Raw genomic sequence first — 18,977 nt, 5'->3', positions numbered from 1 at the left:
TGCCGTCGCTGTCGGTCAGCACCAGTTTGCCATCCGCGACGGCCAGAGACACGTTGGTGGTGTTATTCAACGCCCAAGGAGACTCAGTCCCGTCTTCAGCGGTATAAGTGAGCGTATTCGTCGCTTTATCATATGCCAGCCGTCCCGCATCAAGGCTAAATGTATGGGTGACCTTATTTTCGTCTATATAAGTGAGCTGGTGTGTATCGGCATCGTATGACAGGGTGGTTACGGTTTCTAACCGGTCGACAATGTCGGAAAAATCAAACTCCTCAAGCACGCCCAAGGTATTGACATAAGCAAGGACGCCCGAAACTGGATCGTAGGAGAGCGATGTATTGTTCAATGGGATGGTTACCGGTGTGTTTTCTTGATCGGTATAGGTAAGCGTGTTGTTCGTGTCGTTGTAGGCGAGTTCTCCAACATTAAGATCGAACGTATGCGCTACCCCGTCTTCATCGATGTAATCAAGTACATGCGTGGCCGGGTTGTATCCCAGCGCCGTTACGGTCTCCAACGCCTTCACCGCGTCTTCTAAATTAATCACTTGTGTTTTATCATTCCCATCAACAAAAGTGAGTTCATATCGAACAGAATCGTAGTTTATGGGCTTGATGTCATCTATGGCCGCCACCAAGACCCAGCGCGAGCCGTTGTTGTAGTATATGCCGGGCACTACATCATTGATGGTAGCCGTATTGTATACCATCATGCCCAAACGATGCTGCGACAACGGAGCAGCATCATCCGCGCGGCGCAATTGGACCCGAGTAAACAATAAGCCTTTGTTGTTGCTCTCCAGCTCCAATAGCGCATCTTTATTCGGTAAAACGGACCCGGGAATGGTGTTGTCTCTTACTTTTTGCTGGGCAAATGTTGCCGTACAGCAGATAAAAATAAACAGCGTTATAAATAGGCGTAGTCTATTGTTCATAGGTATGTTGATTACGTTAGGTACAGCTACTTTCGCGGCTGAACTCCGTTTCCTCAGGTTGACACGTCGTCGGCTGAATATCGCGACACAAACGTCATCGTTGCGCCGTTATATGGTTACACTGATACAATGGTATGGTAAAATGTATAAATCATAGTTAAAATGTAGATGAGCCCATAAAGATGCGAAGTTTTTGGACACATACAAATGAATATCTTGTTAATTTTTTCAATTTTTGTAAGAACTACTTTCTTCACCAATATCGCTTGAAATGAAGAACGGTAATTGACGCTGTTGGTTAAGTGCCTTATCCCATTGCTTACGTGCAAAAGTTTGGTTACCTTCGCTTGGTAAATGCAGCTGGAATAGCTTTCGTAGTCACTTGAAAACAACCGTAGCAAAATTAATCTCTACACTTGGGCATCCGTTTTTGACCGTTCCGGTCTTTGCGGTTTTCCTGCTTTTTAGTACAGAACCCCCGTTAAGGGCCACCTATCTTTCGTTGCTGATTGTAGGGGGGATCTTCATCCCCATCGGATTGAAGACGTTGCGCGGTGTACAGCGGGGAACATATACCAATTTGGACGTTTCGGATCGTGTGCAGCGGCAAAGATGGTTTATCGCAACGACGCTGTTGCTGCTGGCTGTTACCATCATTATTTGGGTCACCGGCCAAGATCGTGTGCTACGATTTGCCGTCGCATGCTCGTTGGTTCTATTGATGGTGGCTCAGGTGGTCAATCGGCGAATAAAGGCGTCAATGCATTTGGCTTTCCATGCGTTCATCGGCTTTTTGATTCTTTATGTCAATATCACAGCCGGGATAGTTTTTTTATTGTTTGCACCTCTGCTGGCATGGTCAAGGATACACCTAAAACGTCATGTGTGGAAGGAGGTAGTGGTTGGTATGTTGCTTGGCACTACCCTTGGCATGGCGTTTTGGGTGTTGGTTAGCTAAGCGCCTTTTGTGTTATGATTTGAAAGGCTGCTCGGCAAAATAGTATCCGGTCTACGTTTGAGGATGTGTGGCTTAAATCAGGCGAACGACCTCGGTGTCAGGCGTGAGGGTTAGGCCATTGGTATGCTTTAGCAGATTAAGCCCGGGAGCCTTGCCCCGCTCTAAGGAACCGTAATATGCCGCGATGCCAAGAAATTCTGCGCCGTTAATGGTGGCCCATTTAATGGTTTCCAATAGTGAAAGATCGGGAAAGTGTTGATGTATGGTTTTTAGCTCAGAAAGTATACATAACCGATCGTTGGAGGCAAGACTGTCAGTGCCCAAGGCAATTTTGTGCTGGTAATGGGTGAAATTCCCTACCTTCGGTAACGTGCCCTCAATATATAGGTTGGCATTAGGGCAAAAACACCAAGTGACGTTCCTCCCCTGACGTTCTATGAAAAAAATATCCTTAGCAGACGTGTAGGTGTTATGAACAAGTAGGGTTGGGGTTTGGCGCGATAGGTAGGGCATGAAGGTTTGTAAAGAATTTCTCGCTTGGGCTTTAAAGTCCGTAATCTCCCTGCCTAAAGCTTGGTAGAAATCCAGAAACTGACCGCTCTTGTAGCGAAATAATCTGTTTTCATCTTCGCTTTCTTGATTATGTATACTTAGCGGCATCTTCAGTTTAGCGGCTTCGTCATCCAACAACTTGAATAGTTCTTTGGATACCGAGTATGGGGCATGTGCCGTTATGGAAGTAGCCCTTTTGTCAAATTGGTTGGCGATATCCTTGGCTTCCGCTAATTTTTGATGGGCTTGTTCGGGCTCGAATCCGAGTACTTCAACAAAGGTATGATAATGGATTTTACTATCCGCTTTTATGGTCGCAGAGATTGCCGTATTGGCGTGGTCGCCTACGGCTACGATGCCGTGTTCGTATAGTTGCTTATCTGCGGCTTTCATGGCCTTTTGGACCTGGTGTTTAGTAGCAGCCCTCAACGAGATAACTTGTTGTAAGAAAGGTACCAGGCCCGTAAGCTTGGGAATGACGCCGGCCATATGCGACAGTTCGAGGTGGCAGTGAGCATTCACAAATCCTGGAACGATTATCCCGTTGTGTCTTTTAATTGTTTTGCCAGCAAGTATTGAATCGTCCGGCGCATAAATGTTGCAGATGACCCCGTTCTCTGTGATCTCAACGACGCCATTTTTGACGGCCTCCCCAATGACTGGTAATACATAATCTGCCGAGAAAAAAGTGTTCATAGTAAGTTTGGTTTTCATGTTTGGCGGTCATCAATTAAACCAACGTATTGTGCCTTTTTCAGTGCCGTGACCTATGAACAGCAGGTTGATATAGCTAATTGGATATAGCGTCATTCAGGCTAGGTTTAATTTGAAGAACACACAACCGCAAAGATGTGTTTTTTTTAGTGTTTAACCAAATACGGGAAGAAAAATACCTGCAAAAAAAACCGTACCTTTGTGGCATGGTCGGTGTTAAAGCAAAAATCGATATTCGTAAACTGACGCTTGAGCAACTCCGTGAACAGCTGGCGTCCATGGGTGAGCAGGTATTTCGGGCCAAGCAAATCTATGAATGGCTTTGGCAAAAGTCATGTACGGATTTCGACCAAATGAGCAACCTAAGCAAATCGCTGCGTGATAGACTCAAGCAACTATTTGTCATCAATTCGGTTCAAGTGCGCCAAGCGCAACGTAGCGCAGACAGCACCATAAAAAGCAGCTTTGTCCTATACGATGGTAATATTATCGAAGGTGTGTTGATTCCAGCACCCGATCGGATGACTGCATGTGTGAGTTCACAGGTGGGATGTAGCCTTACTTGTAAGTTTTGTGCTACGGGTTATATGGATCGCAAACGTAACCTCAATGCAGATGAAATATATGATCAGGTCGTGCTCATCAGCAAGCAGGCACAGGAGCACTATGGCCAACCGCTTACCAATATCGTTTATATGGGCATGGGCGAGCCTTTGCTCAATTATGCAAACGTACTGACATCGATCGCGCGCATCACTGCATCCGATGGGCTCAATATGGCGGCTAAGCGGATTACCGTATCTACAGCGGGCATCGCGAAAATGATCAAAAGGTTGGGTGACGATCAAGTACGTTTTAATCTAGCCCTGTCATTGCATGCGGCCAACGATCGTAAACGCAATGAAATTATGCCTATCAATGAGCAAAATTCGTTGCGTGCACTTGCCGAGGCACTGAAATACTATTATGCCAAGACTAAGACACCGGTTACCTATGAGTACATCGTATTTAATGGATTCAACGACGATGTAGCTGACGCGCAAGAGCTGGCGGCGTTTTGCAAGCATCTACCTTGCAAGGTCAATATCATTGAATATAACCCGATAGCTTTTGCCGATTTTGAAAATGCTTCAGAAGACAAAATAGACAGGTTTGCTGACTATCTCCGGCAGAAAGGGATTGTGACCAACATACGTAGGAGCAGGGGTAAGGATATCGATGCGGCATGTGGCCAATTAGCCATCAAGGAAACAGCAAGCCCTACGGTTTGATTGTTTATGACCATCCAGCAATACATCAAAGATTTTATTGCGCTCTTTTTTCCGCAGACCTGTGCGGGGTGTGATGCGCCGCTTGTTCATAGCGAATACCTCATCTGTACCGACTGCTGGTACCATATGCCTTACACGCAAGGGCACAAGGATGCACAGAATGTTAGTGCACGTCAACTCTGGGGAAGGGTTCAGCTGGAAGCCGTTGCTTCTTATGTGTATTTTGTTGACAGCTCGCGTGTCAAACAGCTGTTGCACCAGTTGAAATATCGCAACCGCCCTGAATTAGGGGAGCTCATAGGAACGCGATATGGGCTGGCACTTAAAACCTCATCCCCGTTTGATAAGGCCGATATAATTGTGCCAGTGCCCCTGCATCCGGTCAAGCTACGTAAGAGGGGCTACAATCAAAGTGCTTTTTTTGCAAAAGGGCTTTCCTCGTCGATGTGCCGGCCTATCGCCGAACACTGCCTAGTGCGTCGCCATGCTACGAAGAGCCAGACTCAAAAAAACCGTTATGAGCGGTATGAAAATATGCGAGAAACGTTTGCTGTAGGCGATCCGGATGCCGTTGCGGGCAAACATGTATTATTGGTGGACGATGTACTGACCACCGGAGCTACGATGGAGGCTTGTGCCGGTGTGCTGCTGAAGGCAGGAGCGGCTAAGGTCAGTGCGGTTACCATCGCTAAAGCCTTGTAGCATTGGGTAATATGATTGGGTGGGAGAGTAGCGATGGACAGGCGGACATTTACATCCTTTGCGGAAAAGGCCGCATGAAGTGATCGATAAAAATATGATAATCCCTAATACGAAGCGAAAGATTGCATACCTAAGGCGTCTCATCGTTTAGAAGCTGTTTCGGTGTTAGTTGTCGTGCTTACCCTGTACGTGTTATGCAACAGCAGATATGCAAAAACCCCCATGCCTGTACCGACTGTGTCAGCAAATAAATCCCAAGGCTCTGCCGAACGGTAGGTGAAAATTTTCCATTGCAGGTACTCGGTGAGCAAAGCAAATAACGATGACAAAACGACGACTCTGATGGAAATATTCCAAGAAGGTTTTGAAGTCCCTGTTTTCCGTATAGCTCCATAATACAGGAGCACAGTAAAGACAAAGAAAAAGCCTGTGTGTACCAGCTTGTCGATTCCTGGAAATTTAGGAATATCATCTATATTTTCCGAGGGCATACCACATAGCACCAAAATCACTACGGCCCACAATATTGCCCAAATATAATGTCTCATGTTTTCTTTTGCCCGCTGTCAGGAGATAAAGGCAGGAACTACAGCACCAAGCGGGTGCTATAGTTCTGCTTGTATAATTAATAGCTTAAACAGCTACCTGTGCTTCGTAATCTGCGGCGGAGAGCAGTCCGTCAACGTCTGCAGGGTCAGTTAGTTTTACCCGCACCAACCAGCCCGCGCCATAAGGATCTTGATTGACCAGTTCGGGAGAGCTGTCAATTTGCTCATTGATCGCGAGTACAGTAGCCGTGACCGGCATAAATAAATCAGACACCGTTTTTACTGCCTCTATCGTGCCAAAAACGTCATTTTGGGCTACTTCGTCACCGATTGTATTAATGTCGACAAATACAATATCACCTAATTCACGTTGCGCAAAATCGGTAATGCCGATGACGGCTTCATCGCCTTCCACACGAATCCATTCGTGATCTTTCGTGTACTTTAAATCTGCAGGAAAAGTCATTAAAATATAATTTTGCTATTTTATCATTATACAGACATGCTTGCTTATTGACAGATGCAGGCACGCATGTGGGCATGGACTAAATTTTCTTCAAAAATAGAATTATAAGATGAAACCACAAAATACCATTATCTTTATCGTATCATGAACAAATATGTCAGTAAGTTGCATGCTATCGGTAATAAGGAAACGCGAAAGGTTGTTGGCCTGATGTCGGGGACATCAATGGATGGCTTAGATATTGCGCTTTGTCAAATCACCGGCAGTGGGCGAAACACTTCCCTGAAAATTGTCCGGTTTGTTACGAAGGTCTATTCGGACGAATTTCGCAGGCGGATTAGGGAGGTTTTTGCCAAGCGGAATATCGACCAACAATTGCTTTGCGGTCTTCACGCTTGGGTTGGCCGGGTTCATGGCATGCTGGTCAACGAAGCGCTGCGTGAGTGGGAAGTTGCCAATGCAGATATTGATCTTATCGCCAGCCACGGCCAGACTGTTTTCCATGCGCCACGGTCACTTACCGGCGCAACGGATTATCCAGATAGCACGCTGCAGATAGGCGACGGCGACCATGTGGCGATCACGACCGGTATCATCACCATATCCGATTTTAGGCAGAAGCATGTTGCAGCAGGAGGCGAAGGTGCGCCGTTAGCGGCATATGGAGATTACCTTTTGTTTGCAGATAAGTACCAGACTCGTGTCTTGCTCAACATCGGCGGTATTGCTAATTTTACGTTGCTACCGGCTACTCAGAGCGGGGGGTATTGTTTTGCTACGGATGTTGGGCCGGGAAATACGCTGATGGATCAATATATGCAGGCCAAACTGGGCGAGGAGTTTGATCAAGACGCCCGGCTTGCCGCCGCAGGCTCGGTTAATGGACCACTGCTAACGGCGTTGCTGGCACACCCTTTCTTTGTAAAGCCTTTTCCCAAGACTACCGGCCCTGAGTTGTTTAACCTCCAGTATATCACCGATGCACAGAAGGTGTCAGCTACAGAACGGTTGCCGCCAGGCGACGTGATGGCTACTTTAAGTGCTTTTTCGGCCAAAGCCATCGTTTTGGCCATTCAGCAGGTAGCGCATTTGTACGGCAATTTAAAGGTGTATGTCAGTGGCGGAGGACTGCATAATCCGTTGCTAATGCAAGGGATAAGTGAAGGCCTGGATAGGATGACACCAGTGTCTTCGTTTGACGCGCTAGGGTTGTTGCCTGACGCGAAGGAAGCAGCGTTATTTGCCGTGTTGGCCAACGAAACCGTTGCGGGGGACGCTGCAAACGCCGGAGCCATTCAAGATTCGCCAGCCGTGTGCATGGGCAAAATCAGTTTCCCTGAATAAGCGATAGACTACTCTTCGCCAAGCGCCTCGTGAAGGAAAAGCTTAAAGCCATACATCCGGCTAAATGCTTGGAGTACGGTACTCAAACCGTTGGCCCCCGATAGCTCTTCATCCGAAAGTGGTTCAGATACCGTAAAGCTTTTTAGTTTGATCAATTCGATAAAAGGATTGTCTTCGCCAAATCCAGCAGGAGCTCTTTTCAGTTTATCTTGACTATCCAATTGGCAGTGTTTTTTGAATGCGGGTTCATCCAATAACTTCAATAGACGGGCACCATTGTAGTCGATTTCCTGCCTGATTGCTGCTAAATGTTCTTTTTCGGGGCGCCAGTATCCGCCTGCGACAAAACTGTTGCCGGGCTGAATGTGCAAGTAGTATTCCGGGCCGTTCAGCTTGCGTCCAGCGGTGGATATACCGGCACCGAGCCATGTTTTATAGGGAGTTTTGTCTTTACTGAACCGCGTATCACGGTAGATTCTAAACAGGCACTTGGCTACCGGAATATCGCTCGAAATATATCGATCTGTCTGCGCGAGTCCCTGAATAACTGCTTCGGTAAAATCTTTCATGTTCTGCCAAGCATGCTCATACGCTTCGCGGTTCGCCTGAAACCATTCTTTGTTGTTGTTGTCCTTGATTGCTTCGAGAAAACCGAATGTGTTAGGATGTATGCTTATTTTCATATACGGTTGCTGAGTTATAAAACGATTTTAAGAAATGCAAGCACGGCTGGAGCAGCGAGTAGCAACCCGTCAAATCGGTCGAGCAACCCTCCATGCCCAGGCAAAACCGAGCCGGAATCTTTTACTTGTTGACTCCGTTTGAGCATCGATTCAACAAGATCGCCGTAGGTACCGAATATAGAAATAATCAATGCTACCCCAACCCATTGCCACGTGGGTAATAGTGTAAAATAATTGGCCATTACCAATGACGTGAACAGCGCCAGCCCAACGCCACCTGCAAGGCCCTCCCATGTTTTTTTTGGCGATATGCGTTCAAAGAGAAGGTGCTTGCCAAAATACCTTCCTACTAAGTATGCACCGGTATCGTTTCCCCAAAGGATGAGCATAAACCCTAAAGGCAAGCGGTAATCGTAGGCTTCCGTTGCCGTGAAGCCCAATGTATAAAACGATACGAAAGGTAGGACGATATAAACTACACCTAACAGCGTATAAGCGATGTCAGCAAATGGTTTCGCGCGCTTCTGATACAGCGATACGATAAAAACGTTGGCTATCAGCGGGGCGGTCAATAGTAGATAAGCCATCGACAGGCCCGCGAGGTAGTGTGCAGCGTATAGCCCAAAAGCAAGCACTCCAAGCAATATTCCTACCCATCTGTTTGGTTTACCGGTTTCATCGGCAACTATTCGGTAAAACTCCTGCAAGCAGTAAGTGCTGAGCATGATAAAAAAAATCGTAAATAGGTATACACTCCATAGGATAGATCCCAATACGACGAGGACAAAAAAAAGGGCAGTAATTGCTCGTATTCTCATAGTTGCTTATACTTCGCTGTCTCCTTGTTCAATTTCCGCTATCAAACCGCGCGCAGAAGCTTCTTTCGACTCATGCACATAGAGTTCTATTTGGCCGAAACGGTAGGACGAGTCTTGTTTGTTGATAATCACTGCTGGCACACCATGTTCTTCAAGCATTTGCTTCGTTATTTCGGCCTGAATAGCGTTGGTGGTAACCAAAAGTTTAATCCAGTGTTTTTCCATAATGTTAGGTGTTTCTTACCATGGTCGTTTTGTAATACTGATATAGCAAAACCGCAGTGAGTACAAAGCTAAGGAAATAAAAGTATGTGGGAATTTGTGCGCTCAGGTCCATGTCGTCGAGAGATTTGCCCTGCCGCCTTAGATAAAAAGCCGAGATGGTAGCAGCAGCGTTATTGAGGAAGTGGGCCAATACCGGAAGCCAGATATTTTTACCCCAAAAGAGCAAGTATCCAAATAACGCACCCAGAAGCATACGAGGCAGAAAACCATAAAACTGCAAGTGTATGGCGCTGAAAATGATAGCGGTGAGCCAGATGCTCACATGTGGGTTTTTCAGCCAGCGGACCAATATACCCTGCACGCAGCCCCGGAAAATGAATTCTTCGCCGATTGCAGGGATTACTGCGACAACAATCAAGTTGATAAACAACCCTGAATATGTGGTGTCGGCGAGCAACTGGTTCGTGAGCCGCTCGAGTTCCGCTTCCTTGGCTTTCATCCAGTTCTCTATACCGGCGAGTGCTTCGGGAAGTTTCATCTGCTCGTTGAGTTTAATCGCTTGCTCAAAAATTGGAGCAGAAAAAAACATAATGCCAACGACGATCAACCACAGCATAGGATTCACCTGCGTATCGAAATCGAGATAACGGTATCTCCGCTTTTCCACTACGCGCATTAGTAAGGCAGGGATAACAAACATGCCAATACTGGACCCCGCTTGCACGATCTTGATAAAATCGGTATTGGCGGCATTCCCTGATAAGAGCTGACCGATATCCGCCGAGGGATTTGTGGTGGCAAGCCCTACAAAAACCGAAAGTACGCCAAAAATAATAGCTCCAGCGAAAACCAAGGTCAATAGCAGAATTAACGACACCATGGGGTGATTTTCACCATGGCGCTGGACACCGCTCGAAAAAGTATTGTGATCGGTCATTGGCACGCTTGTTATTTTGGGGATGAAGATACGCATTGAAGCTGACACTCGGAAACAAGCCGTTTATCTTGTGTATATACGGGAGATTAGCTATGTTTGGAAACAACTAATATCAAGGCGATACCATGAAAGCCTTACCAATTATAATCCTGTTTGTCGCGGGAGGCTTGTTTTCTGCAACTGCCCAGGAGGAGTATATTCGACCTCCTTCGGAGCCTTTAACGGTTGTCCCCTTTTCAATGGCTGCAGAAAGCGTTGTGCTCCTGAAAGCGGTTTTGGTAGGCCATCCAGATACCCTTACCTTTATCTTAGACACAGGAAGCAGTGGTATATCACTTGATTCGACCACCGCTGATCGGTTGAATTTGGTGCCTGAGGAATCAAATATCAATATCCGCGGCATAGCTGGCGTCCGGAAGGCACAATTTCTGTATAATAAAAAGCTTAAGCTCAATGAACTCGTTATCGATAGCCTAAATTTTCATATCAACGATTATGAGTTTCTTTCTTATGTTTATGGAGCCCGAATAGACGGCGTTATAGGGTATTCGTTGTTTAGCCGGTATATTCTGAAGATCGACTATGATGTCCGTGAAATCGAAATCTGCTCGCAGGGCCCCATCAAGTATCCACGTGGCGGCTATTTGCTCCGGCCATTTATCCGGACGCTTCCGGTACAATCCGCACGCGTACGTGACCACCGCAAAGTCACCTCTCGTTTTCTTTTTGACATTGGTGCCGGCTTGTCGCTCGTATTGTCGCAGGAGTTTGAGCAGGACAGCGCCGTCGTCCGTAGGAAGCGCAAGCGGTTCCCGGTAGAAGCTCACGGTGTTGGTGGCAAGCTGGCGATGGAGATGACGTTGGTTAAGGATTTCAGGTTGGGGCCGTACCGTTTCCGGAAGGTGCCCACCATGGTGTTTGAAGATGTATTCAACGTGACCTCCTATCCCTATCTTGGCGGCCTCATCGGTAATCAGATTCTTAAACGGTTCAATGTGATTTTCAATTATGAGCAGCGCGAGATTTATTTAAAACCCAATACACTTTACAGGGAGCCGTTTGAATATTCGTATGCGGGAATGGAGCTGTATTATATTAATGGAGCCATTGTCATCGGCTCTATCGTCAAAGGCTCTCCGGCAGATATTGCGGGCTTGAAGGAGGGAGATGTGGTATTGGCCATAGGCAACAATGCAAGCCAAGATTTTGCGCAGTATAAAAAGGCGCTCATGACCGCAAAAAAATGGCTAAGGATGATTATCCGGCGTGGCGCTGAATTGAAGGAGGTACGTGTTCGGGTGCAGAGCCTGCGCTAAGTTTGGCCCGATGTATGCTTTCTGCTGTATTAACTTAGCTAAATGCGTTATTGTGCAAAAATTGGACATTAGTAAACAGGAAAAGGAAACGTTGGATGAAGCTATCAATTATTGGCAACAGCGGGGTTTGATAGACGACGGGTTGGCCAAGCGGCTGAATGAATCCTACCAAGTAAAAGGCTTCGATTGGAAACGACTCGCTCAATATGCATTCTGGATAGCGCTTTCCTGCGTGGTGCTGGCGTTTCTGTCCCTATTTGCAGACCAGATGGTTATTCGCTGGATTGAACGGCTTTATGACACGCCGGACACCGTAATTTGTATCTTTTGTCTAATATTGGCTTTCCTATTCTACTTTTGGGGGTTTAGAAACAAGCGCAAACACCCGGACAAAACCTTTACGAACGAAGCATTGATGGCGCTGGGTGTATTTGCTACGGCTACATTTATCGGTTATCTCGGTAAAATTATCGATAAGGGATCGGGGCATTTCTCGCTCCTGTTTCTCGCCTCTGTCGTAATTTATGGCGTATTATCCGTGAAGCTGTCATCGCGGTTGATTTGGGTATTCACATTGGTGAGCTTTGGCGTGTGGTTTGCAACGGAGACTGCCTACCATAGCAATTGGGGGTTTCGCTTTTGGGGAATGAATTATCCGTTGCGGTTTACATTGTTTGGTGCTTTGCTTACGGCATTTGCGGTTTTTTTACAACCCCGCATCAAGCAGTTGGAACCCTTTCGGCAGATTAGCTATGTGATCGGGCTTACTTATCTGATGGTTGCGCTATGGCTGCTATCCATTTTTGGCAATTACAGTGACATGGACAAATGGTCACAGGTGCGGCAGTGGCACATTTTCTACTGGGGGCTGCTGTCTTCGGCTGTGTCACTGGGGTTGGCTTGGTATGGTCTGAAACGTCAAGACAATGTTGCCCGCGAATTTGGTATTGTTTTCTTCATCATCAACATCTATACCCGGTTTTTCGAATATTTATGGGATAACATCAATCGTGCAGTCTTTTTTCTCCTATTGGCCGCTTCTTTCTGGTATATCGGTCGTTGGGCAGAGCGGATTTGGAGCGGTCAGGAAAAAAAGAAAGCCTTATAGCGTTACGAATGTACACGATAAGGCTTTACGGGACTGATACGGGTTATTGTTATTGTTTTACAAACTGTACGCTCGCCTGTATCTTTACGTCGTCACTGACTACTACTGCCCCCGCCTCGGTTACGGCGCTCCAGGTAAGGCCAAATTCTTTCCGGCTGATTTTTCCGGATACTTCGAAACCAGCTTTGAAATTACCGTATGGATCGGTTACTGTTCCACCAAATTCCACATCAAACGTTACGGGTTTGGTGGTATCACCCACGGTCAAGTCACCCCGGAGGATAAATTCGCTGTCGCTTTTTTCTTCGATAGCGGTTGACGTAAACGAAATCTGAGGATATTGGGCAGCGTTAAAGAAGTCAGCTGACTTCAGATGCTCATCGCGTTGTGCCTGATTGGTGTCGATACTCGAAGTATCGATAGTAAAGTTCACTTTTCCGGTCGTAAAATCCGATTCATCTTCCGTCACGACCGTTCCGTCGAACGAACGAAAGTAACCGGTAACTGTAGTGATCACCAAGTGTTTTACCTTGAATGCTACCTCGGAGTGGGTAGGGTCCAATTTCCATGTCGTTGCCATAGTTTTTTTGCTTATATGTTTTATAACACAAAAATACACATCAATGTTTGAACATATATTGAAATAGGTTAAGTTTTAAAAAAAACGCGAAGCATTCCGCTTTGTAAAAATCATAGAGACATTGGGACAGTAGGCTGGATACTACTATTTGAGGAGTAATCTATCTACTGGACTTCGACAGTGTAGGTGATAGCAACGCCGCCGGCGGCAAGCATATCATGCACCGAACAATACTTTTTGACGGCCAATTCAGCGGCCTTTTCGGCCTTGGCTGGGTCAATTTCACCCTTGAGATAAAATGCGATGTGGATGGAAGTAAAGATATTGGGGATTTCTTCCCGCCGTTGGCCTTCTACATGGATATCCAGGTCCTCGATTTGCTGACGTTGTTTTTTGAGAATATTGACCAAATCCAGCGCACTGCACGATCCCAGCGCCATCAGCACTAATTCCATGGGACGTGCGCCCAGGCCTTCGCCACCGATATCCGGCGAACCGTCGATGTGTATTTTTACCTCCGTGGTATTGCTGGTGCCTTCGAAGTGCACGGCATCGTTCGCTCGTTTTAGTGATATTTTCATTATGCCTATTAACTATGGTTCAACGCTTGTATAAGATCCGCTTTGATATCGGTAACATCTTCCAATCCTACGGATATCCGTATACTACCGGGCTGTATGCCCAGTTGCAGCCGTTCTTCTTCCGTCAGTTTAGAATGCGTGGTGGAGGCCGGATGTGTCGCAATGCTACGGGAGTCGCCCAAGTTGGATGTGATACGTATCATCTTGAGCGCATCAAGAAAGCTTTTGGCTCGGTCAAATCCGCCCTTAATGACAAACGTGACAATGCCGCCTCCTCCTCGCATCTGTTTTTTGGCCAAGGCGTATTGAGGGTGTGACGGAAGATACGGATAGCGCACGGTTTCGACCTCGGGGTGCGCTTCCAGTGCTTCAGCCACTGCCAAGGCGTTGCTACAATGACGATCCATCCGTAGGGCCAAAGTCTCCAAGCTCTTAGAAAGTACCCAGGCATTGAAGGGAGATAGTGCGGGTCCGGTATGGCGGATAAAAAACATCAGTTCGTCGATTAAAGCTTTCTTGCCTACCACTACACCGCCCAACACCCGGCCTTGGCCATCCATGTATTTGGTGGCCGAATGGCTGACCAGGTCAAAGCCGTATTGGATGGGCTTTTGCAAGTACGGCGTTGCAAAGCAGTTGTCTACATTAAGAATGATATCGGGATATTTTTCCTTGAATTTGCCCAGCCACTCCAGATCAACAAGCTCCAACCCCGGATTAGACGGGGTTTCCAAAAAGATCATCCGAGTATTTGGCTGTATTGCTTTCTCCCAGTCCTCCGGTTTTGCGGCATCGACGTAGGTCGTGGTAATGCCCCAACGGGGGAATAGCTTTGTAAAAAGTTGATGGGTTGATCCGAATATAGCACGACAAGAAACGATATGGTCTCCGCTTTTTAGCAATCCCGCAAATGAAGTAAAGACCGCAGCCATTCCGGAAGAAAAAGCCAACCCCGCTTCGGCTCCTTCCATGGCACATACCTTGTTGATAAATTCTGTGGTATTGGGGTTTGAATAACGTGAATATACATTGCCTTCTTCCTCTTCGGCAAATATTGCACGCCCCTGCTCGGCACTGTCGAAAATAAAGCTGGAAGTCAGGTAAAGCGGTACTGCATGCTCACGAAAGGAAGATCGATCGGCCTGCTCCCGGATGGCCTTTGTTTGTTCGTTCATGTCAAATTTTAGTCGCACAAACTTAGCCAAAGTTATGGGGAAATGCAAACCAGCATTGAGGGAGGCGGTGCAAAAAGAATAATTGCCGGAGGGTTAATAGCCCTTCCGTTGCCGCATTTGGTGATCGAGTGAATAAGGACCTGAACCCACCACAAAGAAAACGATCAGCAACATCAATATCACGATGGAGATCCATAGTTCCGAATTAAGGAATGAAAGGCCCTGCGTGATATTGACGAAAAATACCGCGCCGAAAAGAATCGGCAGCTGAAAACCAATTGCGACCCGAGTTAAGAGCCCGATAGCTATCAGAATACCACCTACCAAATGTGAAAAAGCGACATAGTGTACGGCTCCCCAAGTGTAAATCTGGATGTGGGTCTCCTCGATTAATCGCCTCAAGGACTCCGTGTTTGAGAGAAAGGTTACGCCTTTGAGAAAAATCACAATTCCCAAAGCAATACGGAGTATATCTAACCACCGGGGGTGATGTGTGTCTCCCCAATGTTCGATTTTTTCGATGACATTCATAGATGACCTCCTTTCAGGTTAATTGGTGACTTGATTGGTGAACTAGTTAAATAGCTGGAAGACCAGCGGCAAAAGCACAATTATGCTTGTTCTTGTTATTGTTTTATAACAAAAAAACCTGCCCTTTGTTTGGGCAGGCTATGCTTAAACGTCAAAAGATTTCGGGGATATCTTATTTCTTGATATACATCACTTCTTTTACCGCCTTAACTACGCGAGAAACATTGGGTAGTGCCGCCTGGAGTAATGTGGGGGCATAAGGCAGGGGTACATCAGCGGATGTAAGGCGTACTACCGGGGCGTCTAAATAATCAAAGGCCTCGCGCTGTACTTTATACGCAATTTCGGAAGATATGGATGCCAAAGGCCACGCCTCTTCTACAATAACCAAACGATTGGTCTTCTTTACGGAATTGATAATGGCACCGTAATCGATGGGGCGCACTGTTCGAAGATTGATCAAGTCGACGTCGATGCCTTCCTTGGTCAGCTCTTCTACTGCAGGCTCTACTACCCGGGGCAGCATCTTGCCAAATGTTACAATGGTCACGTCGTTGCCTTCTTTGACCGTGTGCGCTTTACCCAGCTCTAAATAATATTCTTCTTCTGGTACTTCACCCTTGTCGCCATACATCACCTCTGATTCCATGAAGATGACCGGATCCGGGTCAAGAATAGCCTGTTTCAGCAGACCCTTTGCGTCATAAGGATTGGCTGGCACAACGACCTTAAGGCCCGGGGTATTGGCATACCAATTTTCAAAATTCTGCGAATGCTGCGCTGCCAATTGGCCGGCATTTCCCGTTGGCCCGCGGAATACCATGGGGATAGGAAATTGGCCGCCACTCATCGAATACATTTTGGCAGCAGAGTTAATGACCTGATCGATGGCAACCAATGAAAAATTGAACGTCATAAACTCGATGATGGGCTTCAGGCCATTCATCGCTGCACCGATACCGATGCCTGCAAAACCGAGTTCGGAGATGGGGGTGTCTATGACACGTCTTGGCCCAAACTCATCGAGCATACCTTGGCTTACCTTGTATGCTCCATTGTATTCGGCCACTTCCTCGCCCATCAAGAAGATTTTTTCGTCTTTGCGCATTTCTTCGCTCATTGCCTCGCGAAGCGCTTCTCTGAATTGTATTTCTCTCATCAGTTGTATCGTGTCAAAATTTTCTAGCACGCAAACCTACTACAAAAAATTGATATTTTTTGCCCCTGCTTGTCAAATTTTTGTGTATTAACGATCGATGGAATTGGCAAATACCTTCAGCCAACGGTTCAGGTTTTCGATGGCCAGCGGTATCTGCCAGCTTGCCTTGTTACGGCGTTCCACATAGTTTGAGATAGCCCTTATCTGTATGGCCGGCAGCCCTGCTTGGTGGGCTGCATAGAAAACTGCAGCTCCTTCCATACTTTCTACCGCTGGATTTAGTCGTTGAGCTATCGCGTCAATCGTTTCCTCATGGCCGTGCACGGTGTTTACGGTGATGCCACGGCACTGTCGCAGCCCTTGAAACGCTGGATAATCGGGCGCCAAAGCACCCTGGAAGGTGTGCTTAGCTAAGCCAAGTGCAACGCTATCCACAAACTGCTCTCCGTCTTCGGCGCCCAATTCGGCAAAGGTATCCTGATATACATACACTACTTCACCAAGTGCGATGCTGCGCTTAAAGCTTCCGGCAATACCTACGTTAAGCAACAGGTCGTAATGGGGGGTAGCAGCTAACTTTTGACCCAATGCAAAAGACGTAGCTACCATCCCTACGCCTGTGACCAATACCTCGATGCCGCTGCGCGGTTCGACGTGCGAGTGGATAAAGGGTTGGATCTCTTCTTCCGTTGCGGCTATGACCAATACATTCATCTGCTTTTCCATACGAATGTACGCAAAAAAATGGATATGCGCTATTGTGTTACCCCTGTAGTACTTCTTTCCTACCCCCTTGCTTACACTTACCTTATCTTTTACTCGGATTTTATTCGGTATTTGTTCGGATCTTGCTCGGTTGTTAACCGAATAAACTAAAACGAAAAGACGACTTGTATTCATACTGATATGCTGTTTGATTTAACTTTGGGGTAAGGCTGACTTAAGCCATGAGTAGCGGGAACCTGCCTAAATTAGGCCGCCAACGGGAGATCACATCGAAGGCCTCAGGATGGCGGAAGGCGTTGCTTTTAACGATGTTCTAAGAAAAATAAATCCGCTGATATTTTTAAATGAGGTTGCCCTGAAACTATCGTAAGGTTTCAACTGCACCGGATTGGCCAGTAGTATAGCATTTCGTAACATCGCATTGCCAAAGCTGACCGCGATAATTGTTTTTAATGCCTGATTTAGCTAAGTTTGCTGGGTATGACTTACCTCAGGGCGTTTTTATTGCCGTTTTCAGTGTTATACGGGCTGGTTATTTGGATTCGCAATCGATGCTACGACTGGGGATGGATCCGCAACACGGCATTTGATAAGCCGGTCATTGTCGTCGGCAATCTCGCAGTAGGGGGTACTGGAAAAAGCCCCATGACCGAATATTTGGTGAAGTTGCTCGGCGGGCGGTATCGGGTGGCTACGTTAAGCCGAGGCTATGGACGGCAGACGCGCGGATTTTTGGAAGTAGCTGGAGATGATACGGCAGAACGTTGCGGTGATGAGCCGCTTCAATTCAAACGTAAATTTCCTAGGCTTACCGTGGCGGTTGATGAAGACCGTGTCCATGGTGTCCGTCTGCTGCTTCAGCGTGGGCATGAAGTAATCGTCCTGGACGATGCCTACCAACACCGGGCCTTGCGCCCGGGTTTTGCAATTTTGCTGTTTGACTATCGATCCATGAGCCTGCCGAAGTGGCTGCTTCCCGCGGGCAATTACCGCGACGATTTTCGGGAACGGCGTCGTGCAGACCTGATCGTGGTCACCAAGACCCCGCCCATGACTACGGAAGCAGAAAAACAGCGCATTCGTCGTTCACTTGCCGCGGCGCGGCAGGTACCGGTCCTGTTTTGCGGCATTGGTTATGGAGCGCCAGTTAAATTGCTGCCGGACGACAGGGCTGACACGGCGTTGCTTGATGCAACGTGTTCCGTACTGCTTGTCACAGGTATTGCCAATCCTGCTCCATTGTATGATTACCTCCGGGCGCAAGCACAGGAAGTCGTGCATCTCCGTTATCCTGATCACTATCGCTATACGCCGGCGGCCGTGCGGCGGATTATACGTAGGTTCCGTGACATCAGCAATTCCAATAAGCTCGTGGTCACCACCGAAAAGGATGCCCAGCGACTGATGGATCCTGCGTTACATTCCCTATTGACAGACTTGCCGGTGTATGTCGTGCCGATTCACGTGAAGTTTGAGGAGCGTGACGAAGACCTTCTCCAGCAACTCCTGCTGAGCTACTGTCACGACACCCTAAAGAATTGAGGTGCCGCGCAAAGCGATTCGGAGACCCCATTCCTTGGATGTGCCGGTTAGCCATATATTATTTCGCGTTTCCGCAGGGCAGGCTTTATGAGAAATAGTTGCCGCTG

At 47.2% G+C, this 18,977-nt stretch carries 21 protein-coding genes; 7 read left to right on the top strand and 14 right to left on the bottom strand.

Features of this window, described 5'->3' with window-relative positions:
- On the bottom strand, positions 1-934 hold a 934-nt coding region (locus B5X72_RS20105; protein ID WP_079718726.1), incomplete at its 3' end, for a hypothetical protein.
- A 382-nt stretch (positions 935-1,316) separates the two neighbouring features.
- On the opposite strand from B5X72_RS20105, the gene B5X72_RS20095 reads away from it, so the two are divergent.
- On the top strand, positions 1,317-1,892 hold the full coding sequence (locus tag B5X72_RS20095) for a phosphatase PAP2 family protein (protein WP_139378799.1): 576 nt from the start codon (positions 1,317-1,319) through the stop codon (positions 1,890-1,892).
- Between the two features lie 72 nt (positions 1,893-1,964).
- On the opposite strand, the gene B5X72_RS20090 is transcribed toward B5X72_RS20095, so the two are convergent.
- Entirely contained in the window at positions 1,965-3,140 is a 1,176-nt protein-coding gene (locus B5X72_RS20090; RefSeq protein ID WP_079718734.1) for an amidohydrolase family protein, read from the bottom strand.
- A gap of 224 nt (positions 3,141-3,364) precedes the next feature.
- Between B5X72_RS20090 and rlmN the strand changes: the two genes are divergently transcribed.
- Positions 3,365-4,429: a dual-specificity RNA methyltransferase RlmN gene (gene rlmN / locus B5X72_RS20085; protein ID WP_079718733.1), complete on the top strand. Its 1,065-nt coding sequence runs from the start codon at positions 3,365-3,367 to the stop codon at positions 4,427-4,429.
- Positions 4,430-4,435: 6 nt separating this feature from the next.
- Positions 4,436-5,131: a ComF family protein gene (locus B5X72_RS20080; RefSeq protein WP_245827049.1), complete on the top strand. Its 696-nt coding sequence runs from the start codon at positions 4,436-4,438 to the stop codon at positions 5,129-5,131.
- Between the two features lie 140 nt (positions 5,132-5,271).
- On the opposite strand, the gene B5X72_RS20075 is transcribed toward B5X72_RS20080, so the two are convergent.
- Both B5X72_RS20075 and gcvH read right to left on the bottom strand, forming a co-directional pair.
- Positions 5,272-5,679, bottom strand: coding sequence for a VanZ family protein (locus B5X72_RS20075; RefSeq protein ID WP_079718723.1), 408 nt, complete (start codon positions 5,677-5,679; stop codon positions 5,272-5,274).
- 85 nt (positions 5,680-5,764) lie between these two features.
- On the bottom strand, positions 5,765-6,145 hold the full coding sequence (gene gcvH, locus B5X72_RS20070) for a glycine cleavage system protein GcvH (RefSeq protein WP_079718722.1): 381 nt from the start codon (positions 6,143-6,145) through the stop codon (positions 5,765-5,767).
- A 144-nt stretch (positions 6,146-6,289) separates the two neighbouring features.
- Between gcvH and B5X72_RS20065 the strand changes: the two genes are divergently transcribed.
- Positions 6,290-7,489 (top strand): anhydro-N-acetylmuramic acid kinase, encoded by a 1,200-nt coding sequence (locus B5X72_RS20065; protein WP_079718721.1) that lies wholly within the window; start codon positions 6,290-6,292, stop codon positions 7,487-7,489.
- Between the two features lie 8 nt (positions 7,490-7,497).
- On the opposite strand, the gene B5X72_RS20060 is transcribed toward B5X72_RS20065, so the two are convergent.
- Genes B5X72_RS20060 through B5X72_RS20045 form a run of 4 tightly spaced genes read right to left on the bottom strand, consistent with a single transcriptional unit; the run spans position 7,498 to position 10,152 of the window.
- Positions 7,498-8,172, bottom strand: coding sequence for a DUF2461 domain-containing protein (locus B5X72_RS20060; RefSeq protein ID WP_245827047.1), 675 nt, complete (start codon positions 8,170-8,172; stop codon positions 7,498-7,500).
- 14 nt (positions 8,173-8,186) lie between these two features.
- The gene (locus B5X72_RS20055; protein WP_079718720.1) at positions 8,187-8,990 is read right to left on the bottom strand and encodes a phosphatidate cytidylyltransferase; all 804 of its coding nucleotides are present in this window, start codon (positions 8,988-8,990) and stop codon (positions 8,187-8,189) included.
- A 6-nt stretch (positions 8,991-8,996) separates the two neighbouring features.
- The gene (locus B5X72_RS20050) at positions 8,997-9,215 is read right to left on the bottom strand and encodes a putative signal transducing protein (RefSeq protein ID WP_079718719.1); all 219 of its coding nucleotides are present in this window, start codon (positions 9,213-9,215) and stop codon (positions 8,997-8,999) included.
- Positions 9,216-9,219: 4 nt separating this feature from the next.
- Positions 9,220-10,152 carry a CPBP family intramembrane glutamic endopeptidase gene (locus B5X72_RS20045; protein WP_176146280.1) on the bottom strand — a complete coding sequence of 311 codons (933 nt, stop codon included), beginning with the start codon at positions 10,150-10,152 and terminating at the stop codon, positions 9,220-9,222.
- A 125-nt stretch (positions 10,153-10,277) separates the two neighbouring features.
- Between B5X72_RS20045 and B5X72_RS20040 the strand changes: the two genes are divergently transcribed.
- Both B5X72_RS20040 and B5X72_RS20035 read left to right on the top strand, forming a co-directional pair.
- Positions 10,278-11,468, top strand: a complete 1,191-nt coding sequence (locus B5X72_RS20040) for an aspartyl protease family protein (RefSeq protein ID WP_079718717.1) — start codon at positions 10,278-10,280, stop codon at positions 11,466-11,468.
- A 52-nt stretch (positions 11,469-11,520) separates the two neighbouring features.
- On the top strand, positions 11,521-12,576 hold the full coding sequence (locus B5X72_RS20035) for a DUF2157 domain-containing protein (RefSeq protein WP_079718730.1): 1,056 nt from the start codon (positions 11,521-11,523) through the stop codon (positions 12,574-12,576).
- A gap of 49 nt (positions 12,577-12,625) precedes the next feature.
- Here B5X72_RS20035 and B5X72_RS20030 read toward each other — a convergent pair whose 3' ends face one another.
- From B5X72_RS20030 to mqnB, 6 genes are all read right to left on the bottom strand, one after another.
- Positions 12,626-13,156, bottom strand: a complete 531-nt coding sequence (locus B5X72_RS20030) for a YceI family protein (protein ID WP_079718716.1) — start codon at positions 13,154-13,156, stop codon at positions 12,626-12,628.
- Positions 13,157-13,320: 164 nt separating this feature from the next.
- Positions 13,321-13,737, bottom strand: coding sequence for an OsmC family protein (locus B5X72_RS20025; protein WP_079718715.1), 417 nt, complete (start codon positions 13,735-13,737; stop codon positions 13,321-13,323).
- A gap of 8 nt (positions 13,738-13,745) precedes the next feature.
- A complete protein-coding gene (locus B5X72_RS20020) occupies positions 13,746-14,912 on the bottom strand; it encodes a trans-sulfuration enzyme family protein (protein ID WP_079718714.1) in 1,167 nt (388 codons plus the stop codon).
- Positions 14,913-15,005: 93 nt separating this feature from the next.
- Complete coding sequence (locus B5X72_RS20015; RefSeq protein ID WP_079718713.1) at positions 15,006-15,443, bottom strand: DoxX family protein; 438 nt, start codon at positions 15,441-15,443, stop codon at positions 15,006-15,008.
- 172 nt (positions 15,444-15,615) lie between these two features.
- On the bottom strand, positions 15,616-16,602 hold the full coding sequence (locus B5X72_RS20010; protein ID WP_079718712.1) for a pyruvate dehydrogenase complex E1 component subunit beta: 987 nt from the start codon (positions 16,600-16,602) through the stop codon (positions 15,616-15,618).
- Between the two features lie 87 nt (positions 16,603-16,689).
- The gene (gene mqnB, locus B5X72_RS20005) at positions 16,690-17,328 is read right to left on the bottom strand and encodes a futalosine hydrolase (protein ID WP_245827045.1); all 639 of its coding nucleotides are present in this window, start codon (positions 17,326-17,328) and stop codon (positions 16,690-16,692) included.
- Between the two features lie 480 nt (positions 17,329-17,808).
- Here mqnB and lpxK point away from each other — a divergent pair, with 480 nt between their 5' ends.
- Complete coding sequence (gene lpxK, locus B5X72_RS20000; RefSeq protein WP_079718711.1) at positions 17,809-18,870, top strand: tetraacyldisaccharide 4'-kinase; 1,062 nt, start codon at positions 17,809-17,811, stop codon at positions 18,868-18,870.
- Positions 18,871-18,977: the final 107 nt, after the last annotated feature.

It is taken from the genome of Parapedobacter luteus, assembly GCF_900168055.1.
Classification (GTDB): domain Bacteria; phylum Bacteroidota; class Bacteroidia; order Sphingobacteriales; family Sphingobacteriaceae; genus Parapedobacter; species Parapedobacter luteus.
Note: the sequence above shows the minus strand (reverse complement) of the source record. Positions and strands in the feature narration are given on the sequence as shown.

What these genes read in the sequence shown, in the direction of transcription:
- B5X72_RS20080 (WP_245827049.1), top strand. Translation starts at nt 4,436, where the DNA reads ATGACCATCCAGCAATACATCAAAGATTTTATTGCGCTCTTTTTTCCG.
- B5X72_RS20060 (WP_245827047.1), bottom strand. Translation starts at nt 8,172, where the DNA reads ATGAAAATAAGCATACATCCTAACACATTCGGTTTTCTCGAAGCAATC.
- B5X72_RS20050 (WP_079718719.1), bottom strand. Translation starts at nt 9,215, where the DNA reads ATGGAAAAACACTGGATTAAACTTTTGGTTACCACCAACGCTATTCAG.
- B5X72_RS20090 (WP_079718734.1), bottom strand. Translation starts at nt 3,140, where the DNA reads ATGAACACTTTTTTCTCGGCAGATTATGTATTACCAGTCATTGGGGAG.
- B5X72_RS20055 (WP_079718720.1), bottom strand. Translation starts at nt 8,990, where the DNA reads ATGAGAATACGAGCAATTACTGCCCTTTTTTTTGTCCTCGTCGTATTG.
- B5X72_RS20015 (WP_079718713.1), bottom strand. Translation starts at nt 15,443, where the DNA reads ATGAATGTCATCGAAAAAATCGAACATTGGGGAGACACACATCACCCC.
- B5X72_RS20010 (WP_079718712.1), bottom strand. Translation starts at nt 16,602, where the DNA reads ATGAGAGAAATACAATTCAGAGAAGCGCTTCGCGAGGCAATGAGCGAA.
- rlmN (WP_079718733.1), top strand. Translation starts at nt 3,365, where the DNA reads ATGGTCGGTGTTAAAGCAAAAATCGATATTCGTAAACTGACGCTTGAG.
- B5X72_RS20025 (WP_079718715.1), bottom strand. Translation starts at nt 13,737, where the DNA reads ATGAAAATATCACTAAAACGAGCGAACGATGCCGTGCACTTCGAAGGC.
- B5X72_RS20030 (WP_079718716.1), bottom strand. Translation starts at nt 13,156, where the DNA reads ATGGCAACGACATGGAAATTGGACCCTACCCACTCCGAGGTAGCATTC.
- B5X72_RS20045 (WP_176146280.1), bottom strand. Translation starts at nt 10,152, where the DNA reads ATGACCGATCACAATACTTTTTCGAGCGGTGTCCAGCGCCATGGTGAA.
- mqnB (WP_245827045.1), bottom strand. Translation starts at nt 17,328, where the DNA reads ATGGAAAAGCAGATGAATGTATTGGTCATAGCCGCAACGGAAGAAGAG.
- lpxK (WP_079718711.1), top strand. Translation starts at nt 17,809, where the DNA reads ATGACTTACCTCAGGGCGTTTTTATTGCCGTTTTCAGTGTTATACGGG.
- gcvH (WP_079718722.1), bottom strand. Translation starts at nt 6,145, where the DNA reads ATGACTTTTCCTGCAGATTTAAAGTACACGAAAGATCACGAATGGATT.
- B5X72_RS20065 (WP_079718721.1), top strand. Translation starts at nt 6,290, where the DNA reads ATGAACAAATATGTCAGTAAGTTGCATGCTATCGGTAATAAGGAAACG.
- B5X72_RS20075 (WP_079718723.1), bottom strand. Translation starts at nt 5,679, where the DNA reads ATGAGACATTATATTTGGGCAATATTGTGGGCCGTAGTGATTTTGGTG.
- B5X72_RS20020 (WP_079718714.1), bottom strand. Translation starts at nt 14,912, where the DNA reads ATGAACGAACAAACAAAGGCCATCCGGGAGCAGGCCGATCGATCTTCC.
- B5X72_RS20040 (WP_079718717.1), top strand. Translation starts at nt 10,278, where the DNA reads ATGAAAGCCTTACCAATTATAATCCTGTTTGTCGCGGGAGGCTTGTTT.